A 17253-nucleotide genomic window follows, 5' to 3' on the forward strand; every position below is an offset into this window, starting at 1 on the left:
TGGCCATATCCTGCAAGCCTGAGCCTTGCAGGTTGACCGTGCGCCGCATAAGGTGCGGCACACGTCTACACCGTAAGGACCGACATGATTGACATCCGCCCCATGACCGCCGCTGACTTCGAGCGTTTCTGGCCGACCTTCAAGGCGGTTGTCCAGGCTCAGGAAACCTATGCCTACGACCCCGCCTTGAGCCTGGAGCAGGCCCGTGAGCTGTGGCTGAAGCTGCCGCAACACACCCTGGTCGCCGAGCAGGACGGTGAACTGCTGGGCAGCTACTACCTCAAGGCCAACGCCGCAGGCCCCGGCAATCATGTATGCAACTGCGGCTACATGGTCAGCGAAGCAGCCCGCGGTCGCGGTGTGGCGCGCCTGATGTGCGAGCACTCCCAGCAACTGGCGCGTGACAACGGCTTTCTGGCCATGCAATTCAATTCGGTGGTGGCGAGCAATACTGTCGCCGTGGCGCTGTGGACCGCGCTGGGGTTCGAGACCGTCGGCCGCCTGCCCCGCGCCTATCGGCATGCCCGGCTGGGGCTGGTCGATTGCCTGGTGATGTTCAAATGGCTGGGTGAAGCACCCGCTGTCGTGCGCGAATCCGAGCCGCAGCGCACGCTGCTGATCGGGCGCAAGAACATCGAGTCGGTGGTCTCGCGCCCGCGGCGGCGTTAAGCGTCACTCCTTGACTTCGCTCAAGGCGAACCGCCGTCCCTTGGTATCACGCACCTCATTGCCTTCGATCCAGGCCATGGTGTAACCGTCATGGTCGACCAGCCGTTGCGGCGTGCCCAGGCTCAGGGTGCCGATCTCGCCGCTCCAGTCGCGGCGGGGGTCGTGTTCCAGGTAGGCATAGACTTTGCGCTCGCGAATGCGCCACACCGGCAGCGACTTGGGGGTGGCGATCACGTCATAGGTCAGGTTGGGATTGAAAACGATAGCGGCAGTCATGACAGGCTCCGTGCGGTTAAGTGGCTGACTGCACGTTGAAGCCACAGGATGACGCAGGATAGACCAGGCTTATGCTTTTTGGTTGAGCGAAGGCGACCAACAGCACACCGTCGGCGTTAGCGGTGTTTGAGTCACCGCTGGAGGGGTTTGGGCAAGACAGCCCGGCCTTGATGGCCAGACTGTCCGACCGCAATGAATCAGCCTGCAGCGCCAGGGCGTTGCAACAGCACCTGCGTGACCCGGCGCTCTTCGACGCCCACAACCTGCAGGTTCCAGCCTTGATGCTCCAGGCGATCACCGATCACCGGCAACCGGTCAAGCAGGCTCATCACCATGCCGGCCAGGGTCTGGTAATCCTCGGTGGCAGGGGCCTGGAAGCCGGTGCGTTCGCGGATCAGGCTGAGGTTCAGCGCCCCTGACACCACAAAGTCCCCACCCTGCTCCACGATGCCGGGGCCGACTATTTCACTGGCGTCCGGCAACTGGCCGGCAATCGACTCCAGAATGTCGGTCATGCTCAGGATGCCGATAAAGTCGCCGAACTCATTGACCACAAAAGCAATGTGCGTCGATTCCTTGCGCATCTGCTCCAGCGCATTGAGGATCGTGAAGTGTTCGAGCAGGTTGATGGCCTTGCGTGCCATCAGCTTCATGTCCGGCTCATTGCCACCGAGCAACTCGCCCAGCAGTTCCTTCTTGTGCACATAGCCCAGCGGTTCATCAATGCCACCCTCGCCCACCAGCGGCAGGCGCGACACGGACGAGTGCATCAGCTTGAGACGGACCTTGTCGGCATCGTCCCTCAGGTCCAGGTAATCGACTTCGGCACGCGGGGTCATGATCGAACGGATCGGGCGTTCGGCCAGTTGCAGCACACCACTGATCATCACCCGCTCGCGACGATCGAACAGCACCGCCTCGCCGTTGCCAGTGTCGCCCAGCATGTCGCTGATCTCCTCGTCGACTTCACCGTCCTCAAGCTTGCGCCCACCCAACAGGCGCATCACCGCATGGGCGGCCCGCTCACGGCGCGGCAGCGAACCATGGGCCGACGCCTTGCGACGCTTGCGCGCGATCTGGTTGAACACCTCGATCAGGATCGAGAAGCCGATTGCCGCGTACAGGTAGCCCTTGGGAATATGGAACCCCAGGCCTTCGGCGGTGAGGCTGAAGCCGATCATCATCAGGAAGCCCAGGCACAGCATGATCACCGTCGGGTGGCTGTTGACGAACTTGGTCAACGGCTTGCTGGCGACGATCATCAGGCCGATCGAAATGATCACCGCGATCATCATCACCGACAGGTGCTCGACCATGCCCACCGCCGTGATCACCGCATCAAGCGAGAACACCGCATCAAGCACCACGATCTGCGCCACGATGGGCCAGAACAAGGCATAGGCACCGTTGGCGGCACGCTGGCTGACATGGCCTTCCAGGCGTTCGTGCAATTCCATGGTGGCCTTGAACAACAGGAACACACCACCGAACAGCATGATCAGGTCACGGCCCGAGAAACTGTGGTCGAACACCTCGAACAACGGCTCGGTCAGGGTCACCATCCAGGAAATACTTGCCAGCAGGCCCAGGCGCATCAGCAGGGCCAGGGTCAGGCCGATCACCCGCGCCTTGTCACGCTGGTGCGGCGGCAGCTTGTCGGCCAGGATGGCAATGAACACCAGGTTATCGATACCCAGGACCAGCTCCAGCACGATAAGGGTCAACAGGCCCAGCCAGGCCGTGGGGTCAGCAATCCATTCCATTTATTCAGTTCTTCTTGTCAGTCAAAAGGGAGGCAAACGTCAGCGCACGACGCACAAGGGTCGGGCTTTGCTCAAGGCAAGAGACACATGAAAAGCTGAGCGGACGGCACAGGGCTGTGCCTGATCGGGAAAATTCGCCAGCGGGACGGCGAAGTATCGACAAACGCAAAGGAGTGCGCTGGCGGCGATGGGGAGGCTCCTGGAGGGTGTTCATAAGGTCCTGAAATCAATTACGGAATCGAATCCTACAATACCCGGTAACTTTTCTTAATCCGAAGAAGTATTACAAGGATTGACGCAGGCACTCTGCCACTTCGTGGCGGCAGCGCCCGCCCCGTGGCGATTTGCCGCAGCCCCGGACGTGCCAGTTGTCCGACAACGACGCATTGGTGCTGGCCTTTACGGTTTTTTTTGTTCTAAAATGTTGCAATAGCGACAAGTACAGGCACAAGCGAACCTTGATCCCCGCCTGGATCATCGAATGCGAACCCTGAAGACTTGATCCACTTATAAAAAGAAAGCCCGTCCATGACGGGCTTTTTTCGTTTTCAGCTTTTGTCCGCGACCTTTGCCGATGGCATCGCGGCACCTTTTCCACCACCTTGAGGCTCTTTATCATGCTGCGGTACGTTGTAATCCACCTGTTCCAATGGCTGAAGCGCTTTTCCTCGGTACAGGATCCCCGCCACCATGCTGACCTGAAGTATTCGCGCGACTTTACCCGCGAAGAGCAGCGCGCCAACAGCTGGAGCCTGACCACCATCGTGCTGGTCAGTGCGCTGGTCTGCTACAGCCTGGGCGGGCTGGGCTACTACGCCAAGACCCACATCTGGGACACCATGACCGACGTGCAGAAAGAACAGATGGCCCAGGCCATGATTGCCAGCTCGCAGAACCTCTGATCACGCGACCGGCTACATCGACGGGGCAGCCAATGGCTTCCCCGTTTTCATGTGTGCCGGGTAGCGTTACGCCGAGGCTGATTGTCCGGTGACAAATCTGTATCGTTTGCACCCTCTTTGAGCGACAGCCCCGGAGCAGCGTCGATGATGCAGCCTGATACAGCGCCCCTCGTCCCCGGTTATCGCCTGCGGCAGAAAATGCGTGACCGGGTCGGCCTGGCCCTGGCAGCCGGCCTGTCGATGCTGGCCGGCATGACCGATGCCATCGGTTTCATGGCCACCGGTGACTTCGTGTCGTTCATGAGCGGCAACACCACCCGCCTGGCCGTGGCCATCAGCGAGGGCGAGCTGGCGGTCATGGCACGCCTGGCACTGGCGATTGTGATCTTTGTCATCGGTAATGCCCTGGGCATTGTGGTTGCCCGCCTGGGTGGCAGACGGGCCTTGCCGCTGCTGCTGGTCATCGGCGCCCTGCTGTGTGCAGCGGCGCTGCTGCCGGTGCAGGCACATTTGCCGGCGCTGGTGTGCGCCATCCTGGCCATGGGCATGCTCAATGCCGCCGTCGAGCAAGTCAGCGGCATGGCCGTGGGCCTGACCTACGTGACCGGCGCCCTGTCGCGCTTCGGCCGCAGCCTGGGTCGCTGGCTGCTGGGCGAGCGTCGCGCCGGCTGGGTCGTGCAACTGGTGCCCTGGGCCGGTATGTTCGTCGGTGCCGTGCTGGGTGCATTGCTTGAACATCGGCTGGGCATGGCCGCCCTGCTGGTCAGCGCCGGGCTGGCCTGCGCATTGGGCCTGGTGACGCTGGGCATTCCCCGGCGCTGGCAGCGCTGCTATATGCCACGCTGATTGGCCTGTACAGGATCAATGCGTTTACCATGCGCGCTCGTTTATCAATGACCACTGCCATGAACCCGCAATCGCTCGCCACCCTGCACCAGCACCTGCTCACCGCCCTCGACCCGGCCCCGGCCGAAACCCGTCGCCTGTTCCACGGTCGTGGCCGGGTCTGGCCGGGACTGGAGCACATCACGGTGGACTGGATGCAGGGCGTGGTGCTGGTGGCGCTGTTTCGGGAACCGGCCGAAGCGGAACTGGCCGCCCTCAAGCAACAATTGCTGGAATTGACCCGCTCGGCGCAATGGCAAGGCAGCCAGGCCGAGGCCTTGCTGCTGCAACATCGCTATTCACCGCAAAGCACCACCGAGTGGCTGCTGGGCGAGCCGTTCGACAGCCGCGTCATCATCGAAAGCGGCTTGCGCTACAAGCTCGATTTCGGCCGCAACCAGAACACCGGGCTGTTTCTGGATATGCGTCTTGGCCGCGACTGGGTGCGTGCCCAGGCCCGCAACAAGCGGGTGCTCAACCTCTTTGCCTACACCTGCGGCTTTTCGGTGGCCGCCGTGGCCGGCGGTGCCGAACACGTGGTCAACCTGGACATGGCCAGGCCGGCCCTGAATCGTGGCCGCGAAAACCACAAGCTCAACGGCCATGACAGGATTCGCGCCAGCTTTCTGGGCCATGACCTGTTCAATTCATGGGGCAAGGTCACCCGCAGCGGCCCGTACGACCTGATCATCATCGACCCGCCGTCGTTCCAGAAAGGCAGCTTCGTGCTCGACAAGGACTACCAGCGGGTCTTGCGCCGCTTGCCGCAGTTGCTCGAACCCGGCGGCAGCGTCCTGGCTTGCATGAACGACCCGGCCATCGGCCAGCAGTTTCTCATCGAGCAGACCGCCCGCGAGGCGCCGCAGTTGAAATTCGTCGAACGCCTGGACAACCCGCCGGAGTTTCCCGACATCAGCGCAGACGGCGGCCTGAAGGCATTGGTGTTTACCCTCACCCCCTGATGCCGCGCCTGGACGGGGCCGCCGGCCATCATCAAGCCGATCGATCATGTTATTGTCACAACCGATTGGACTGTGACGGGGTCCAACACGCAAGCTGGTGCCTGTCATGATTTGCGAGGGTTAAATGGCTGATTCCGTCCTGCTCGACCGCTTTGCGCGCAAGGTCGATTATTTACGCCTGTCGGTGACTGACCGCTGTGATTTTCGCTGCGTGTATTGCATGGCCGAAGACATGACCTTCCTGCCACGCCAGCAGATCCTCAGCCTGGAAGAAATCTTCCAGGTGGCGCAAAGCTTCGTGGCGCTGGGCACGCGCAAGATCCGCCTGACCGGCGGTGAGCCGCTGGTGCGCTCCGGCATCGTCGGCCTGTGCGAGAACATTGCCGCCCTGCCCGGCCTGCGCGAACTGTGCATGACCACTAATGGTTCGCAACTGGGCAAACTGGCCGGGCCGTTGTTCAAGGCCGGGGTCAAGCGCCTGAACATCAGCCTCGACAGCCTGGACCCGCAGCGTTTTCGCGAGCTGACCCGTACCGGCGACCTGCAACAGGTGATCGACGGCATCGATGCCGCCATCGCCGCAGGGTTTGTGCACACCAAGCTCAATTGCGTGGTCATGCAAGGGCGCAACGACCACGAAATCAACGACCTGGTGGCCTTTGCCATCGAACGCGGGCTGGACATCACCTTTATCGAAGAGATGCCACTGGGCTCGATCAGCGAGCACAGCCGCAAGGAATCGTTCTTTTCCAGCGATCAGGTACGGGCGCGCATTGCCGAACGCTACACGCTGTTGTCGTCCACCGACTCGACCAACGGCCCGTCGCGCTACTGGCGCATCGCCGAAGCCCCGCACAGCCGTATCGGGTTCATTTCACCGCACAGCCATAACTTCTGCGCCACCTGCAACCGGGTGCGCATGACTGTCGAAGGCCGGCTGCTGTTGTGCCTGGGCAATGAACACTCGGCGGACTTGAAAGCGGTGCTGCGCGACAATCCCGGCCAGCCGCAGATGCTCGAAGACGCCATCGTCAAAGCCATGCAACTCAAGCCCTGGAGCCATGACTTTCGCATCGATGACGATGTACAGGTGGTGCGGTTCATGAACATGACCGGCGGCTGAGGCACCTGCTCAAATCCCGGAAACGCAAAAGCCAGCAAGGGGGTCCAGATCTACTGAAAGATCACTGCGGCGCCACCTGCTGGCTCTTGGCCAAGAAACTTAGCGCAATCCGCTTCGCTTGTAAAACCTGCGCAACAGACGCTTACATAAGCAGGGGCCCGGCCTTCAATGCCCGTGATCGGCACAGACGCCGGGCTCTGTTGTCTTACCGGTCAGGCCACGCGGGCGCTGGGACGTGCCCTGCGCCAGGCCTGGCGCAGCTCGCCGAGCTGGCCTTCGATGAACGCGTCATCGGCGGCCGCCTTCTTGCCCACGTAGCCCAGGCCACGGCGAAACATCTTCACGGCGATGCACAGGTTGCGCTGGGCGGCGCAGAACTCATGTTCCTGGGTGTAGGGGCTCATCGGGTCCAGGCGGACTTCGCCTGAATGGGTGATCCACAGAATATGGCAGTCCAGCGTGTCTTTGCGCGCAGCAAACAGACGAGCCAGCTCATCAGGGGTCATGTGATTGATAGTCATGGTGATGCTCCTTAGCTCGTTCACTGTTCAATGGACTTGATCGTCGACTTGCACATCGGATCACCGGCGAACGCGACGTTATACGGCGTTCGAGAGGCGACTCCCGGGCTGAAGAAGATGCAGGTAGTCTCAGTGAGAAACCGCTACACCGCCGTGCCGGTTTCAGAGGGGAGATGGCGAAGGCCAAAGACTGGGCTGGCAATCGAGAACCGATCAACCACAAGCACGTCATGAGGTCGTTTCGCCAGCTGCCCGCCTGTCGCGACGTTGGGCCGGTTCATCTTCTTCAATCTGCCTTGTGGGCAGCCTACATCCTGAAACATCCCGACGGCTTGTCGGGACTGTTGAGTACCGCTTTTTCTGCGCTCCCGATCAGGGAGATGGCTGCATCATGCAAAATGAAAAGGCAGGCGTCAACCAATATGTAGTGATTATTTTTTATCACTACATATTGGCGGATATGGCACAGGACAGGCCGGGCGACGATGCGCCACGACCTGGAAGGGCGGGATAAAGCGCAGGGTGATCAGTGCGAAGCGGTGAACGTCGTGTAGCTGTTGATCAGGTTGCGGTAGTTGGGCAGGCGCTGGGACAGCAGGTTGGCCAGGCCTTCCATGTCGTTGCGCCAGTCGATCTGCAGCTCGCAGGCCACGGCAAACCAGTTCATCAGTTGTGCGCCGGCGGCGCTCATGCGCGCCCAGGCGGCCTGCTGCACGGTTTCGTTGAACGTACCGGACGAGTCGGTCACTACGAACACTTCAAAGCCTTCTGCCAGGGCCGAGAGGGTCGGGAACGCCACACACACGTCGGTGACGACACCGGCGATGATCAGTTGCTTGCGACCAGTGGCCTTGACCGCCTTGACGAAGTCTTCGTTGTCCCAGGCATTGATCTGGCCAGGACGGGCGATGTACGGCGCGTCCGGGAACTGGGCCTTGAGTTCCGGCACGATCGGGCCGTTGGGGCCTTGCTCGAAGCTGGTGGTCAGGATGGTCGGCAGGTTGAAGAACTTGGCGATGTCACCCAGGGCCAGGACATTGTTCTTGAACTCGTTGGGCGAGAAATCCTGGACCAGCGAGATCAGGCCGGTCTGGTGGTCGACCAGCAGAACAACGGCGTCATCCTTGTTCAAGCGCTTGTACGGGGTAGTAGTGCTCATGATTGACTCCTGTGGTTTTCAAAGGGAGCACCGGGTTGCACGGCAACCCGGCGTTTTCACGCAGGTGACACAACATCAGAACGCGAAACACGAACACCCGAAGGCGCCCCAGAAGCCCTGGAAGTCGCTGACCGGGGCATTGGACAGGCGCGCTTTCTCGTGGCTGTGCGAATGCACCTTGCACGGGCCGCTGCACTGGTGAACCTGGGCCAGTACCGGCGAGGCCGGGCGCCAGTGGCCCTGCACCTTGGCCACCGGCGACCAGTCCGGCAGCACGGGAACGCGCTTGGGACCCAGCGGCTCGAAGTCATCGGCGCCGTACACCACCTTGCCATCGACGACGGTCAACACCGACTCGATCCACTTGATGGCTTCAGGCTCGACGCTGAAGAAGTCAGCCGACAGCGCCGAGAGGTCGGCCAACTGGCCCACGCGAATCTGGCCTTTCTTGCCCTGCTCGGACGAGAACCAGGCGCTGCCGTGGGTGAACAGCTCCAGCGCGGTTTCTCGTGGCAAGCCTTCGGGATACAGCTCCAGCCCGCCGACGGTGCGACCGCTGACCATCCAGTACAGCGAGGTCCAGGGGTTGTAGCTCGACACCCGGGTGGCGTCGGTGCCGGCGCCCACCGGCACGCCTTCGGCCAGCATGCGCTTGATCGGCGGGGTGGCCTGGGCGGCCTTGGCGCCGTAGCGCTCGACGAAATACTCGCCCTGGAAGGCCATGCGGTCCTGGATCGCGATACCGCCACCCAATGCCCGGACCCGCTCGATGTTGCGCGGGGTAATGGTTTCGCAGTGATCGAAGAACCACGGCAGGCCATTGAACGGAATGTCGCGGTTGACCTTCTCGAACACATCGAGCATGCGGCTGATGGATTCGTCATAGGTGGCGTGCAGGCGGAACGGCCAGCGCTGCTCGACCAGATGGCGCACCACCGGCTCCAGGTCATCTTCCATGCCCTGTACCAGGTCCGGGCGCGGCTCGCGGAAGTCTTCGAAGTCGGCCGCCGAGAAGGTCAACATCTCCCCTGCCCCGTTGTGCCGCAAGAAGTCGTCGCCCTGGTGCAGCTTGACGCTGCTGGTCCAGTTCTTGAAGTCGGCCAGTTCTTCCTTGGGCTTCTGGGTGAACAGGTTGTAGGCGATGCGCACGGTCAGCTGCTTTTCGCGGTTGAGCTGTTCGATCACCGCGTAATCGTCAGGGTAGTTCTGGAAACCGCCGCCGGCGTCGATACAGCTGGTGATGCCCAGGCGATTGAGTTCGCGCATGAACTGGCGGGTCGAATTGACCTGATACTCCAGCGGCAGCTTCGGGCCTTTGGCCAGGGTCGCGTACAGGATCATGGCGTTGGGCTTGGCCACCAGCATGCCGGTCGGGTTGCCATTGGCGTCGCGCACAATCTCGCCACCAGGCGGGTTGGGCGTGTCGCGGGTGTAGCCGGCCACGCGCAGGGCGGCGCGGTTGAGCAAAGCGCGGTCATACAGGTGCAGCAGGAACACCGGCGTGTCGGGTGCGGCCTGGTTGATTTCTTCCAGGGTCGGCATGCGCTTTTCGGCGAACTGGAATTCGTTCCAGCCGCCCACCACGCGTACCCACTGCGGGGTCGGTGTGCGGTCGGCCTGGTCCTTGAGCATGCGCAGGGCATCGGCCAGCGACGGCACGCCTTCCCAACGCAGTTCCAGGTTGTAGTTCAGGCCGCCCCGGATCAGGTGCAAGTGCGAGTCGTTGAGGCCCGGGATCACGGTGCGGCCCTTGAGGTCGATGACCTGTGTGGCACTGCCGCGCAAGGCCATGACTTCGGCCTCGCTGCCGACCGCCACAAAGCGTCCACCACTGATGGCCACCGCGCTGGCCGTGGGTTTTTCACGGTCGACCGTGTGGAATTTGCCGTTGAACAGAATCAGCTCGACGTTATTCATCGCAGTTCCTTTGTCAGAAAATTGGGAAGCGCCCGCATGGCCTGCGAACGTGAAGGCAGGCAGCAGCGCCGCCGCTGCACTCAGCAGCGAACTGTTGGCGATAAAGCGCCGGCGCTGCAGGTCGGTCTTGTCGTCATCACTCATGGCTCATTGCCCCTGTTTATCGTTGCCAGGCGCGTTCAGCCAGGCGGCAAACAGCCGCGTGGCAGCGGGCATCATCAGGTAGACCACCAACAGGACGATGGTCAGGGTGATCAGCACGTTGCTCATGAAATACCCCGACAGCCAGGGGCTCAGGTGCAGCAACGGCCCCCACAGCATAGGCACCAGCAGGCTCAGCGGCAGGATCACCAGGTAGGACACCACCGCCTGTTTCCAGCGCGGCGGCGGGCCGGCCTGGTCATTTTCGGGGCTGAACCAGAATTCATTGTGCGTGGCCACCTGGGTCTGGTCGCCATCGGCCAGCATCGGTTCGGCCTCACGCAGCAGCTCGCGCCGTTGCTCGGAGTCCAGCCACTGTTGCATGGCGGCCGTGGAGGAAAAGCGCAGCACCGAGGTGAAGGCCTGCAAGCCGCCGGTACGACCGCGCATCACATCGACGCCCAGATGACCGGGCGCCTGGCTGGCAATGCCGACGACACGCCGCAACCATTGTTCGTATTGCGCTTCAAGACCGGCTTTGGCCCGGTGACGGATCACCAGGGTGACGACTTCATGGGACGGCTCGTGCGCAGGGGCAGCGAGGCTTGAGGGTTCGGACATGACCGGCAGCTCCGTGACACCAGAAAGGGATGCCTGGGCACCCGTGGTTCAAATCGAAGCTGATAGTGCCGCCGTTTGCCCGTCGAGAATTGGACGCATGTGCTGTGTTTGCTGCCACGCCTTTATCCGATGGGCAGCGACGCCGACATGTACTCATGGATCATGCCGCGCAGCCAGCGCTCGGCCGGGTCGTTGTCGTGCACCCCGCTCCAGACCATCGACAACTCGGCCGGCACGATGGGAAACGGCGGGTCTTCGGCGCGCAGCCGGGTGCCGTCGACCAGCGCGCAGGCGGCGTAATCGGGCACGGTGGCGATCATTTCGCTGCCGGCCAGCAAGGCGCGCAAACCATTGAACTGCGGCACCGCCAGCACCACCTTGCGGCTGCGTCCGACCCGGGCCAGGTCCAGGTCGATATTGCCCGACAGATCGCCGGAAAACGACACCATGGCGTGCGGTCGCGCACAGTAATCGTCCAGGCTCAACAGGCCGGGGCGGTCATCGCCACGAATCACCTTGCACGGAATGTCACGCAGCTTCTTGCGCTTGGCGTTGGCCGGCAGTTCCACTGTCCAACTGACGCCCACCGAGATTTCACCCGAGGCCAGCAACGCCGGCAGCAGCAGGTAATTGGCCCGGCGAATGACAATGATGACGCCCGGCGCTTCGGCCTGCAGACGCGCCAGCAACAGTGGCAGCAAGCCGAATTCGGCATCGTCCGACAGGCCGATGCGAAATACGTCGGTACTGGAAGCCGGGTCGAAATCCTTGGCGCGGCTGACCGCGCCGGAAATGGTGTCCAGCGCCGGGCGAATTTCCTTGAGAATGTCCAGCGCCCGCGCCGTGGGCTCCATGGCGCGCCCATTGCGCAACAGCAATGGGTCGTCGAACAGATCGCGCAAGCGCCCCAGCGCCGCGCTGACGGCCGGCTGGCCGATAAACAGTTTCTCGGCCACCCGGGTCAGGTTGCGCTCGAACATCAGCGCTTCGAAAATCACCAACAGATTGAGATCGACACGGCGCAGGTCGTTACGGTTCATGGTTCGGGACTCTGAGGGTCAAAGACAGGACTTTGCCATCAGTAGGCACGAAACCGCCGGACTGCGCTTGTACCTGTGTGCGCTTCTTGTGCAATACGGACGGCCCAAGGGAATGGCTCCCGGAAACACCATAACCGGCCCGGACACCCCCCGTCTGGTCCCCCCTTGCGCAACAAAACAGCCTTCACCAAACACAAAATAACTCACTGATTTTATGTGATATCAAATTTACCCTCGTAGGAGCGCGCTCTGCCCGCGACCGGCTGCGTTAGCAGTCGTAAATTCGTGGCGTTTCATAGATCCCTGATGGGTTCGCAGTCGTAAATTTTCAGCGGCTACACAATTTCTGCGAGCGCTGCGCACTCGGTCGCGGTGGTCCGGCATTCCGGCAGAGCGCGCTCCAAGGTCATGCAGCCCTCATCAGCGCAGATTGGTCTTGGCCAGCTCCAGCACTTCGCTGCCGCGCCCGCTCATCACCGCCTTGAGCATGTACAGGCTGAAGCCCTTGGCCTGCGCCAGCTTGATCTTCGGGGGCATGGCCAGCTCCTGCTTGGCGACCACCACATCGAGCAACACCGGCCCCGGATGATCGAACGCCTTGCGCAAGGCGCCCGGCAGGTCCTGGGCGTTCTCGACCCGGATACCCAGGATCCCCGCGCCCAATGCGATGCCGGCATAGTGCGTCGGATTGAGGTCGGTGCCGAACGGTACATAGCCGCCCGCTTTCATCTCCATGTCAACGAATCCCAGCGAGCTGTTATTGAACACAATCAGCTTGATGGGCATGTTCAACTGGCGAATGGTCAGCAGATCGCCCATCAGCATCGACAAGCCGCCATCGCCGCACAGTGCCACCACCTGTCGCTCAGGATGCTCGGCCTGGGCGCCCAGCGCCTGGGGCATGGCGTTGGCCATCGAGCCGTGGTTGAACGAACCGATCAGGTTGCGCTTGCCATTCATCGACAGGTAGCGCGCCGCCCACAGCGTCGGCGTACCGACGTCAACGGTAAACAGCGCATCGTCCGCCGCCAGTTGGTCGACCATGCGCGTGAGGTACTGCGGATGAATCGGAGCGCCGGCCGGGGTCGGGGTCGCCAGTTCATCCAGTTCGGCACGGGATTTGGCATAGTGCTTGAGCGCCTTGTCGAGAAAGCGCCGGTCGGCATGCGGCTTGAGCCGGGGCAGCAAGGCATCGAGGGTTTCGCGCACGCCCCCCACCAAGCCCAGGTGCACCGGCACGCGACGGCCGATCTGGGTCGGGTCCAGGTCGATCTGCACGATGCGGGCTTTATCCGGGTAGAAATTGCGGTAGGGAAAACTGCTGCCCAGGATCACCAGCGTGTCGCAGGCCATCATGGCATGGTAGCCGGAGCTGAAACCGATCAGGCCGGTCATGCCGACATCGAACGGGTTGTCGTATTCGATGTACTGCTTGCCACGCAGGGCATGCACCACGGGTGCGTTGAGACGTTCGGCCAGGGCCACCACCTGTTCATGGGCGCCGGCACACCCGGCGCCACACAGCAGTGTGACCGCCTTGCTGGAATCGAGTAATTCGGTCAGGGCCTGAAGTTCAGACTCGACCGGCAGCACCGTCGACTGCCGGGGCTCGACCTTGCTCAAGGGCACGTCGGGCGCCGCCTGCAGAGCCACATCGCCCGGAATCACGATCACCGCCACGCCTCTCTGGCCGATGGCGGCGCGCATGGCCCGCTCCAGCACGCGTGGAAACTGGTCAGGGTGGCTGACCATTTCGACGAAATGGCTGCACTCCTTGAACAGTTCCTGGGGATGGGTTTCCTGAAAGTAATCCAGGCCGATTTCGGTGGACGGGATGTGCGCGGCAATCGCCAGCACCGGCACGCGGCTGCGATGGCAGTCGTAAAGGCCATTGATCAAATGCAGGTTGCCCGGTCCGCAGCTGCCGGCGCACACCGCCAGGGTGCCGCTGGACGCCGCCTGCGCACCCGCGGCAAAGGCGGCGACTTCTTCATGGCGGGTGTGCATCCAGCGAATCTTGCCCATGCGTTGCAGGCTGTCGCTCAAGCCGTTGAGGCTGTCGCCGGACACCCCCCAGATATGGGTGACGCCGGAGGCAGCGAGGCTTTGCGCAAGATGGTCGGCAATGGTCCTGGACATGCAGGTCTCCTTGAGAGCAATGGGATTCAGGGTCTGCTGTGGTCGACCCCCGCACCTTGCCATCAGTTCAGAAAAGCTGCGTTGTGTCGTTCAGGTCTAGAAAAACCTGCCTGTCAGAAGGGGTTTATGCAGATGGGCGGAATGATTTGCGCACCCGCCTGTCCGACTTAACAGGCATGGCATACAGCCGCCATCATGTAGACCGATAGGGAGATACCCATGAAAAAGACTTCGATGTTCGCCGCCCTCCTTCTGGCTGGCAGCCTGTGTGGCGCCACCCTGAGCGTACAGGCCCAACAGGCCGAAGCCGAGCCCAAGGGTGGCTCACTGCACCCGGCCGAAATCAAGGTGGGCGAGAAAGCGCCTGAAGAAGCTGATCGCAAGAGCGAGGCCATCGACTGGAAAAAAGCCGGCCTGACCGAACCGGAAAAGGAAAGCCAGTGGGTCAAGCATGACAACCAGTACCTGCGCGTGCAGATCACCAATGGCCGGATCATGGAAATCGTGCCGGTCAAACAGACCAAGAAATAAACAGGCACGCAAAAAAAGGCCGCCCCCTACGCCTTGCCGGGACGGCCTGAAGCTCACTGTCTTGAAGAGGTGAACCGGCTTATTTGGCCGTGATCACTGACAACTTGGTGATGCCGGCACGTTCGATGGACGCCATGGCACGCGCCACTTCGCCATAATTCACACCATCATCGGCCTGCAACTGGACCCGCACCTGTGGGTCCTTGTTCTTGGCCGCCTGCAGGTTGGTTTCCAGCAGGTCGGCCTTGATCTCGTCCTTGTTGATGAACACCTTGCCGCTGCCATCGATGCTCACCACCAGTGGGTCTTTCTGTTCGGCCGGGGCCACCGCCTCGGTCTTGGGCAGGTTGATCGGGATCGAATTGGTCAGCAGCGGCGCGGTGACAATGAACACCACCAGCAGCACCAGCATGACGTCGACCAGCGGTGTGACGTTGATCTCGCTGAGTACTTCATCGCTGTCCTGGGTTGAAAAGGCCATATCAGGATGCCTCCTTCACTTTCTGGCCGCGAGCCGTGTCGCCGGACTTGAGCACCGGGTGCAGCAGCACGCGGAACGAATGCTTCTGGGCCAGGCTGTAGAAGTCGTGGGCAAAATCGTCCAGGTCAGCGGCGGTCAGCTTCAGGCGGCGCAGGAAGTAGTTGTAGACCAGCACGGCCGGCACCGCGACGGCGATACCGACGCCAGTGGCCACCAGCGCCGCGCCAATGGGGCCGGCCACGGTTTCCAGGCTGGCCGAGCCGGCGGCACTGATGCCCTTCAACGCCGACATGATGCCCCACACCGTACCGAACAGGCCGATAAAGGGCGAGGTGCTGCCGATACTGGCCAGCACGGCCAGGCCGGTTTCCAGCGAGCGGCGCTCACGGACGATCTGCTGGCGCAAGGCGCGCTCCAGGCGGTCCTGGTGATTGATCGACTGGCTCAGGTCATTCTGGGCGTTTTCCTGCACCTGGATGGCGGCATAACCGGCCTGGGCCACGCGGGCAGCAGCACCGGGCTTGTCATGCGCCAGCTCTGCCGCCGAATCCAGGCTGGACGCGGCCCAGAACTGCTTGTGAAAAGCCTTGTCCTGGCCCTTGAGGCGCGCGAACTGCCCGCCCTTGAGCAGGGCCAGGCCCCAGGTGACAACAGAAAAACCGATCAGCAGCCAGATGACTGCGTGTTCAACCGATTCGAAGGGGGATGCCAGTAGGTTCATGGTCGGTACTCTCGTGCAAATGCATCAGGTCGGGGATGCGATGCTCCTTGTGTCAGGTCGCCCGCTGAAGGTGGAAAATCCGGGTAAAACGCTTACTTGAGCTTGAAGTCGATCGGTACGCTGACCCAACCATCGACCGGCTGGTCGCCCTGCTTGCCGGGCACGAAGCTCCAGCGTTTGACGGCGGTGACGGCGGCTTCATCGAGTTGATCGCGACCGCTGCTTTTCTGGATCTGGATGTCGCCGGGGCGACCGCTGGCGAGCACATGCACACGCAGCAGTACGGTGCCTTCCCAGCCGCGGCGCATGGCCAGCGACGGGTATTCCGGCGCCGGGTTGCGCAGGTAACCGGCGTTGGCCGAGGGCGCTGTGACCGGCTTGGGCGCAGGGGGCGCGGGCGGCGCTGGGGCGGCTACCGGCTGAGGCGTTGGCGGCGTCGGCGCTGGTGGCTGTGGCACCGGTTTGGCCACCGGCTTGGGCGCAGGCTTGACGACCGGCTTGGGCTTGGCCTGGGGTTTTGGCGGCGGCGGTGGCTTGACCGCCAGCTCGTCCTCCACTGGCGGTGGCGGCTCGACCACCGGCGGTGGCGGAACCGGTTCAGGGGGCGGTGGCGGGGTTTCGACCACCGGTGGCGCCGGGGTGGAAAACTCGATGGTCATCGGCGGGATTTCCGGTGGCACGAGCGGCAGCACAGGCGTCGGATTCTGGCTGACCCAGTAGATCACCGCACCGTGCAGGACCACGGCGAAAACACCCAACAGAATCCCTTCGCGTCGGCCCAGAACCCGCTTGGGCGTGCTGTGCAATCGCGACAGCGCCAGGGGGCCCCGGTAAGGACGGCCCAGGTCGACCAACTCACCGCTTTGCACCTGGCGCCGTGGCACCTCATGTGCACTGGCAGCGGTCTGGACATTGCCCATTGATTCACTCCTGCATTTTTTCAAAAAAAATCCAGGTTCTGTTGGTCTCAGTCACCCTTGGTCAGTGTGTTGCGTTGAGCGCAATCATCACCGAAACCCTATGTTCCGGAAAGGAATGTTTGGTTCTCCATTTATGCAAAAAAAGCATATAGCTTACTCATGCGTCATTTGTACCCGGCACCACGTAAAAGCCCCTGACCGTGCACGACGGTCAGGGGCTTTTACCAGGCGCTTATCGGAGCGCATTCAGTGCCGGGTATCGGCCTTGGCCTTTCGGGTATGCAGGCTGACCGCGTAGGCCATGGCCTCATCACGGGTGTTGAAGGTTGCCAGCCGGTCGTGATCGGTACAGACCCGCCATGGGCCGTTATTAACGCTGATCACCTGGTAACCGTTGACTTGCTGCTTATGAAGCATCGAAGTACTCATGTGCACCTCCACGGATGCGAGTGGGTTGCAACGCCTACCTTACACCTGTAAAT

Annotated in this window: 18 protein-coding genes; 6 read left to right on the forward strand and 12 right to left on the reverse strand. The window is 62.1% G+C overall.

Annotated features, from left to right (window positions below; all coding sequences use genetic code 11):
- Positions 1 to 84: 84 nt before the first annotated feature.
- Positions 85 to 669: a GNAT family N-acetyltransferase gene (locus tag DGA31_RS14545; RefSeq protein WP_109513015.1), complete on the forward strand. Its 585-nt coding sequence runs from the start codon at positions 85 to 87 to the stop codon at positions 667 to 669.
- A 3-nt stretch (positions 670 to 672) separates the two neighbouring features.
- Here the strand turns inward: DGA31_RS14545 and DGA31_RS14550 are convergent, their stop codons facing one another.
- Together DGA31_RS14550 and DGA31_RS14555 are read right to left on the reverse strand one after the other, a co-directional pair.
- Positions 673 to 945: a hypothetical protein gene (locus DGA31_RS14550; RefSeq protein ID WP_109513016.1), complete on the reverse strand. Its 273-nt coding sequence runs from the start codon at positions 943 to 945 to the stop codon at positions 673 to 675.
- A gap of 197 nt (positions 946 to 1142) precedes the next feature.
- Positions 1143 to 2708, reverse strand: coding sequence for a TerC family protein (locus DGA31_RS14555; RefSeq protein WP_109513017.1), 1566 nt, complete (start codon positions 2706 to 2708; stop codon positions 1143 to 1145).
- A 617-nt stretch (positions 2709 to 3325) separates the two neighbouring features.
- On the opposite strand from DGA31_RS14555, the gene DGA31_RS14560 reads away from it, so the two are divergent.
- The 4 genes from DGA31_RS14560 to moaA all read left to right on the forward strand — a co-directional run bounded on the left by DGA31_RS14560 (position 3326) and on the right by moaA (position 6580).
- Positions 3326 to 3610 (forward strand): hypothetical protein, encoded by a 285-nt coding sequence (locus DGA31_RS14560; protein ID WP_056839818.1) that lies wholly within the window; start codon positions 3326 to 3328, stop codon positions 3608 to 3610.
- Between the two features lie 147 nt (positions 3611 to 3757).
- Entirely contained in the window at positions 3758 to 4456 is a 699-nt protein-coding gene (locus DGA31_RS14565) for a YoaK family protein (RefSeq protein ID WP_338322866.1), read from the forward strand.
- A gap of 59 nt (positions 4457 to 4515) precedes the next feature.
- Complete coding sequence (locus DGA31_RS14570) at positions 4516 to 5457, forward strand: class I SAM-dependent methyltransferase (protein WP_109513019.1); 942 nt, start codon at positions 4516 to 4518, stop codon at positions 5455 to 5457.
- A 124-nt stretch (positions 5458 to 5581) separates the two neighbouring features.
- Positions 5582 to 6580 carry a GTP 3',8-cyclase MoaA gene (gene moaA, locus DGA31_RS14575; RefSeq protein ID WP_109513020.1) on the forward strand — a complete coding sequence of 333 codons (999 nt, stop codon included), beginning with the start codon at positions 5582 to 5584 and terminating at the stop codon, positions 6578 to 6580.
- Positions 6581 to 6792: 212 nt separating this feature from the next.
- Here moaA and DGA31_RS14580 read toward each other — a convergent pair whose 3' ends face one another.
- From DGA31_RS14580 to poxB, 6 genes are all read right to left on the reverse strand, one after another.
- Positions 6793 to 7101 (reverse strand): hypothetical protein, encoded by a 309-nt coding sequence (locus DGA31_RS14580; RefSeq protein ID WP_056839820.1) that lies wholly within the window; start codon positions 7099 to 7101, stop codon positions 6793 to 6795.
- Positions 7102 to 7627: 526 nt separating this feature from the next.
- Positions 7628 to 8260 carry an isochorismate family cysteine hydrolase YcaC gene (ycaC, locus tag DGA31_RS14590; RefSeq protein ID WP_056839821.1) on the reverse strand — a complete coding sequence of 211 codons (633 nt, stop codon included), beginning with the start codon at positions 8258 to 8260 and terminating at the stop codon, positions 7628 to 7630.
- Between the two features lie 75 nt (positions 8261 to 8335).
- Positions 8336 to 10177 carry an amidohydrolase gene (locus tag DGA31_RS14595; protein ID WP_056840174.1) on the reverse strand — a complete coding sequence of 614 codons (1842 nt, stop codon included), beginning with the start codon at positions 10175 to 10177 and terminating at the stop codon, positions 8336 to 8338.
- 147 nt (positions 10178 to 10324) lie between these two features.
- On the reverse strand, positions 10325 to 10939 hold the full coding sequence (locus DGA31_RS14600) for an antibiotic biosynthesis monooxygenase (protein WP_056839822.1): 615 nt from the start codon (positions 10937 to 10939) through the stop codon (positions 10325 to 10327).
- A 122-nt stretch (positions 10940 to 11061) separates the two neighbouring features.
- Positions 11062 to 11979, reverse strand: coding sequence for a LysR substrate-binding domain-containing protein (locus DGA31_RS14605; RefSeq protein ID WP_109513021.1), 918 nt, complete (start codon positions 11977 to 11979; stop codon positions 11062 to 11064).
- A gap of 420 nt (positions 11980 to 12399) precedes the next feature.
- Positions 12400 to 14118: a ubiquinone-dependent pyruvate dehydrogenase gene (poxB, locus tag DGA31_RS14610; protein ID WP_109513022.1), complete on the reverse strand. Its 1719-nt coding sequence runs from the start codon at positions 14116 to 14118 to the stop codon at positions 12400 to 12402.
- Between the two features lie 219 nt (positions 14119 to 14337).
- On the opposite strand from poxB, the gene DGA31_RS14615 reads away from it, so the two are divergent.
- Positions 14338 to 14649 (forward strand): RcnB family protein, encoded by a 312-nt coding sequence (locus DGA31_RS14615; protein WP_082481636.1) that lies wholly within the window; start codon positions 14338 to 14340, stop codon positions 14647 to 14649.
- Positions 14650 to 14728: 79 nt separating this feature from the next.
- On the opposite strand, the gene DGA31_RS14620 is transcribed toward DGA31_RS14615, so the two are convergent.
- From DGA31_RS14620 to DGA31_RS14635, 4 genes are all read right to left on the reverse strand, one after another.
- Complete coding sequence (locus tag DGA31_RS14620; RefSeq protein ID WP_056839826.1) at positions 14729 to 15130, reverse strand: ExbD/TolR family protein; 402 nt, start codon at positions 15128 to 15130, stop codon at positions 14729 to 14731.
- Between the two features lies 1 nt (position 15131).
- A complete protein-coding gene (locus DGA31_RS14625; protein WP_056839827.1) occupies positions 15132 to 15851 on the reverse strand; it encodes a MotA/TolQ/ExbB proton channel family protein in 720 nt (239 codons plus the stop codon).
- A 92-nt stretch (positions 15852 to 15943) separates the two neighbouring features.
- Positions 15944 to 16771, reverse strand: coding sequence for an energy transducer TonB (locus DGA31_RS14630; protein WP_109513023.1), 828 nt, complete (start codon positions 16769 to 16771; stop codon positions 15944 to 15946).
- Positions 16772 to 17017: 246 nt separating this feature from the next.
- On the reverse strand, positions 17018 to 17200 hold the full coding sequence (locus tag DGA31_RS14635) for a hypothetical protein (protein WP_056839829.1): 183 nt from the start codon (positions 17198 to 17200) through the stop codon (positions 17018 to 17020).
- Between the last annotated feature and the right edge of the window lie 53 nt (positions 17201 to 17253).

The sequence above is a fragment of the Pseudomonas ovata genome (genome assembly GCF_003131185.1).
Lineage (GTDB): Bacteria > Pseudomonadota > Gammaproteobacteria > Pseudomonadales > Pseudomonadaceae > Aquipseudomonas > Aquipseudomonas ovata.

What these genes read in the sequence shown, in the direction of transcription:
- DGA31_RS14545 (WP_109513015.1), top strand. Translation starts at nt 85, where the DNA reads ATGATTGACATCCGCCCCATGACCGCCGCTGACTTCGAGCGTTTCTGG.
- DGA31_RS14550 (WP_109513016.1), bottom strand. Translation starts at nt 945, where the DNA reads ATGACTGCCGCTATCGTTTTCAATCCCAACCTGACCTATGACGTGATC.
- DGA31_RS14555 (WP_109513017.1), bottom strand. Translation starts at nt 2,708, where the DNA reads ATGGAATGGATTGCTGACCCCACGGCCTGGCTGGGCCTGTTGACCCTT.
- DGA31_RS14560 (WP_056839818.1), top strand. Translation starts at nt 3,326, where the DNA reads ATGCTGCGGTACGTTGTAATCCACCTGTTCCAATGGCTGAAGCGCTTT.
- DGA31_RS14565 (WP_338322866.1), top strand. Translation starts at nt 3,758, where the DNA reads ATGCAGCCTGATACAGCGCCCCTCGTCCCCGGTTATCGCCTGCGGCAG.
- DGA31_RS14570 (WP_109513019.1), top strand. Translation starts at nt 4,516, where the DNA reads ATGAACCCGCAATCGCTCGCCACCCTGCACCAGCACCTGCTCACCGCC.
- moaA (WP_109513020.1), top strand. Translation starts at nt 5,582, where the DNA reads ATGGCTGATTCCGTCCTGCTCGACCGCTTTGCGCGCAAGGTCGATTAT.
- DGA31_RS14580 (WP_056839820.1), bottom strand. Translation starts at nt 7,101, where the DNA reads ATGACTATCAATCACATGACCCCTGATGAGCTGGCTCGTCTGTTTGCT.
- ycaC (WP_056839821.1), bottom strand. Translation starts at nt 8,260, where the DNA reads ATGAGCACTACTACCCCGTACAAGCGCTTGAACAAGGATGACGCCGTT.
- DGA31_RS14595 (WP_056840174.1), bottom strand. Translation starts at nt 10,177, where the DNA reads ATGAATAACGTCGAGCTGATTCTGTTCAACGGCAAATTCCACACGGTC.
- DGA31_RS14600 (WP_056839822.1), bottom strand. Translation starts at nt 10,939, where the DNA reads ATGTCCGAACCCTCAAGCCTCGCTGCCCCTGCGCACGAGCCGTCCCAT.
- DGA31_RS14605 (WP_109513021.1), bottom strand. Translation starts at nt 11,979, where the DNA reads ATGAACCGTAACGACCTGCGCCGTGTCGATCTCAATCTGTTGGTGATT.
- poxB (WP_109513022.1), bottom strand. Translation starts at nt 14,118, where the DNA reads ATGTCCAGGACCATTGCCGACCATCTTGCGCAAAGCCTCGCTGCCTCC.
- DGA31_RS14615 (WP_082481636.1), top strand. Translation starts at nt 14,338, where the DNA reads ATGAAAAAGACTTCGATGTTCGCCGCCCTCCTTCTGGCTGGCAGCCTG.
- DGA31_RS14620 (WP_056839826.1), bottom strand. Translation starts at nt 15,130, where the DNA reads ATGGCCTTTTCAACCCAGGACAGCGATGAAGTACTCAGCGAGATCAAC.
- DGA31_RS14625 (WP_056839827.1), bottom strand. Translation starts at nt 15,851, where the DNA reads ATGAACCTACTGGCATCCCCCTTCGAATCGGTTGAACACGCAGTCATC.
- DGA31_RS14630 (WP_109513023.1), bottom strand. Translation starts at nt 16,771, where the DNA reads ATGGGCAATGTCCAGACCGCTGCCAGTGCACATGAGGTGCCACGGCGC.
- DGA31_RS14635 (WP_056839829.1), bottom strand. Translation starts at nt 17,200, where the DNA reads ATGAGTACTTCGATGCTTCATAAGCAGCAAGTCAACGGTTACCAGGTG.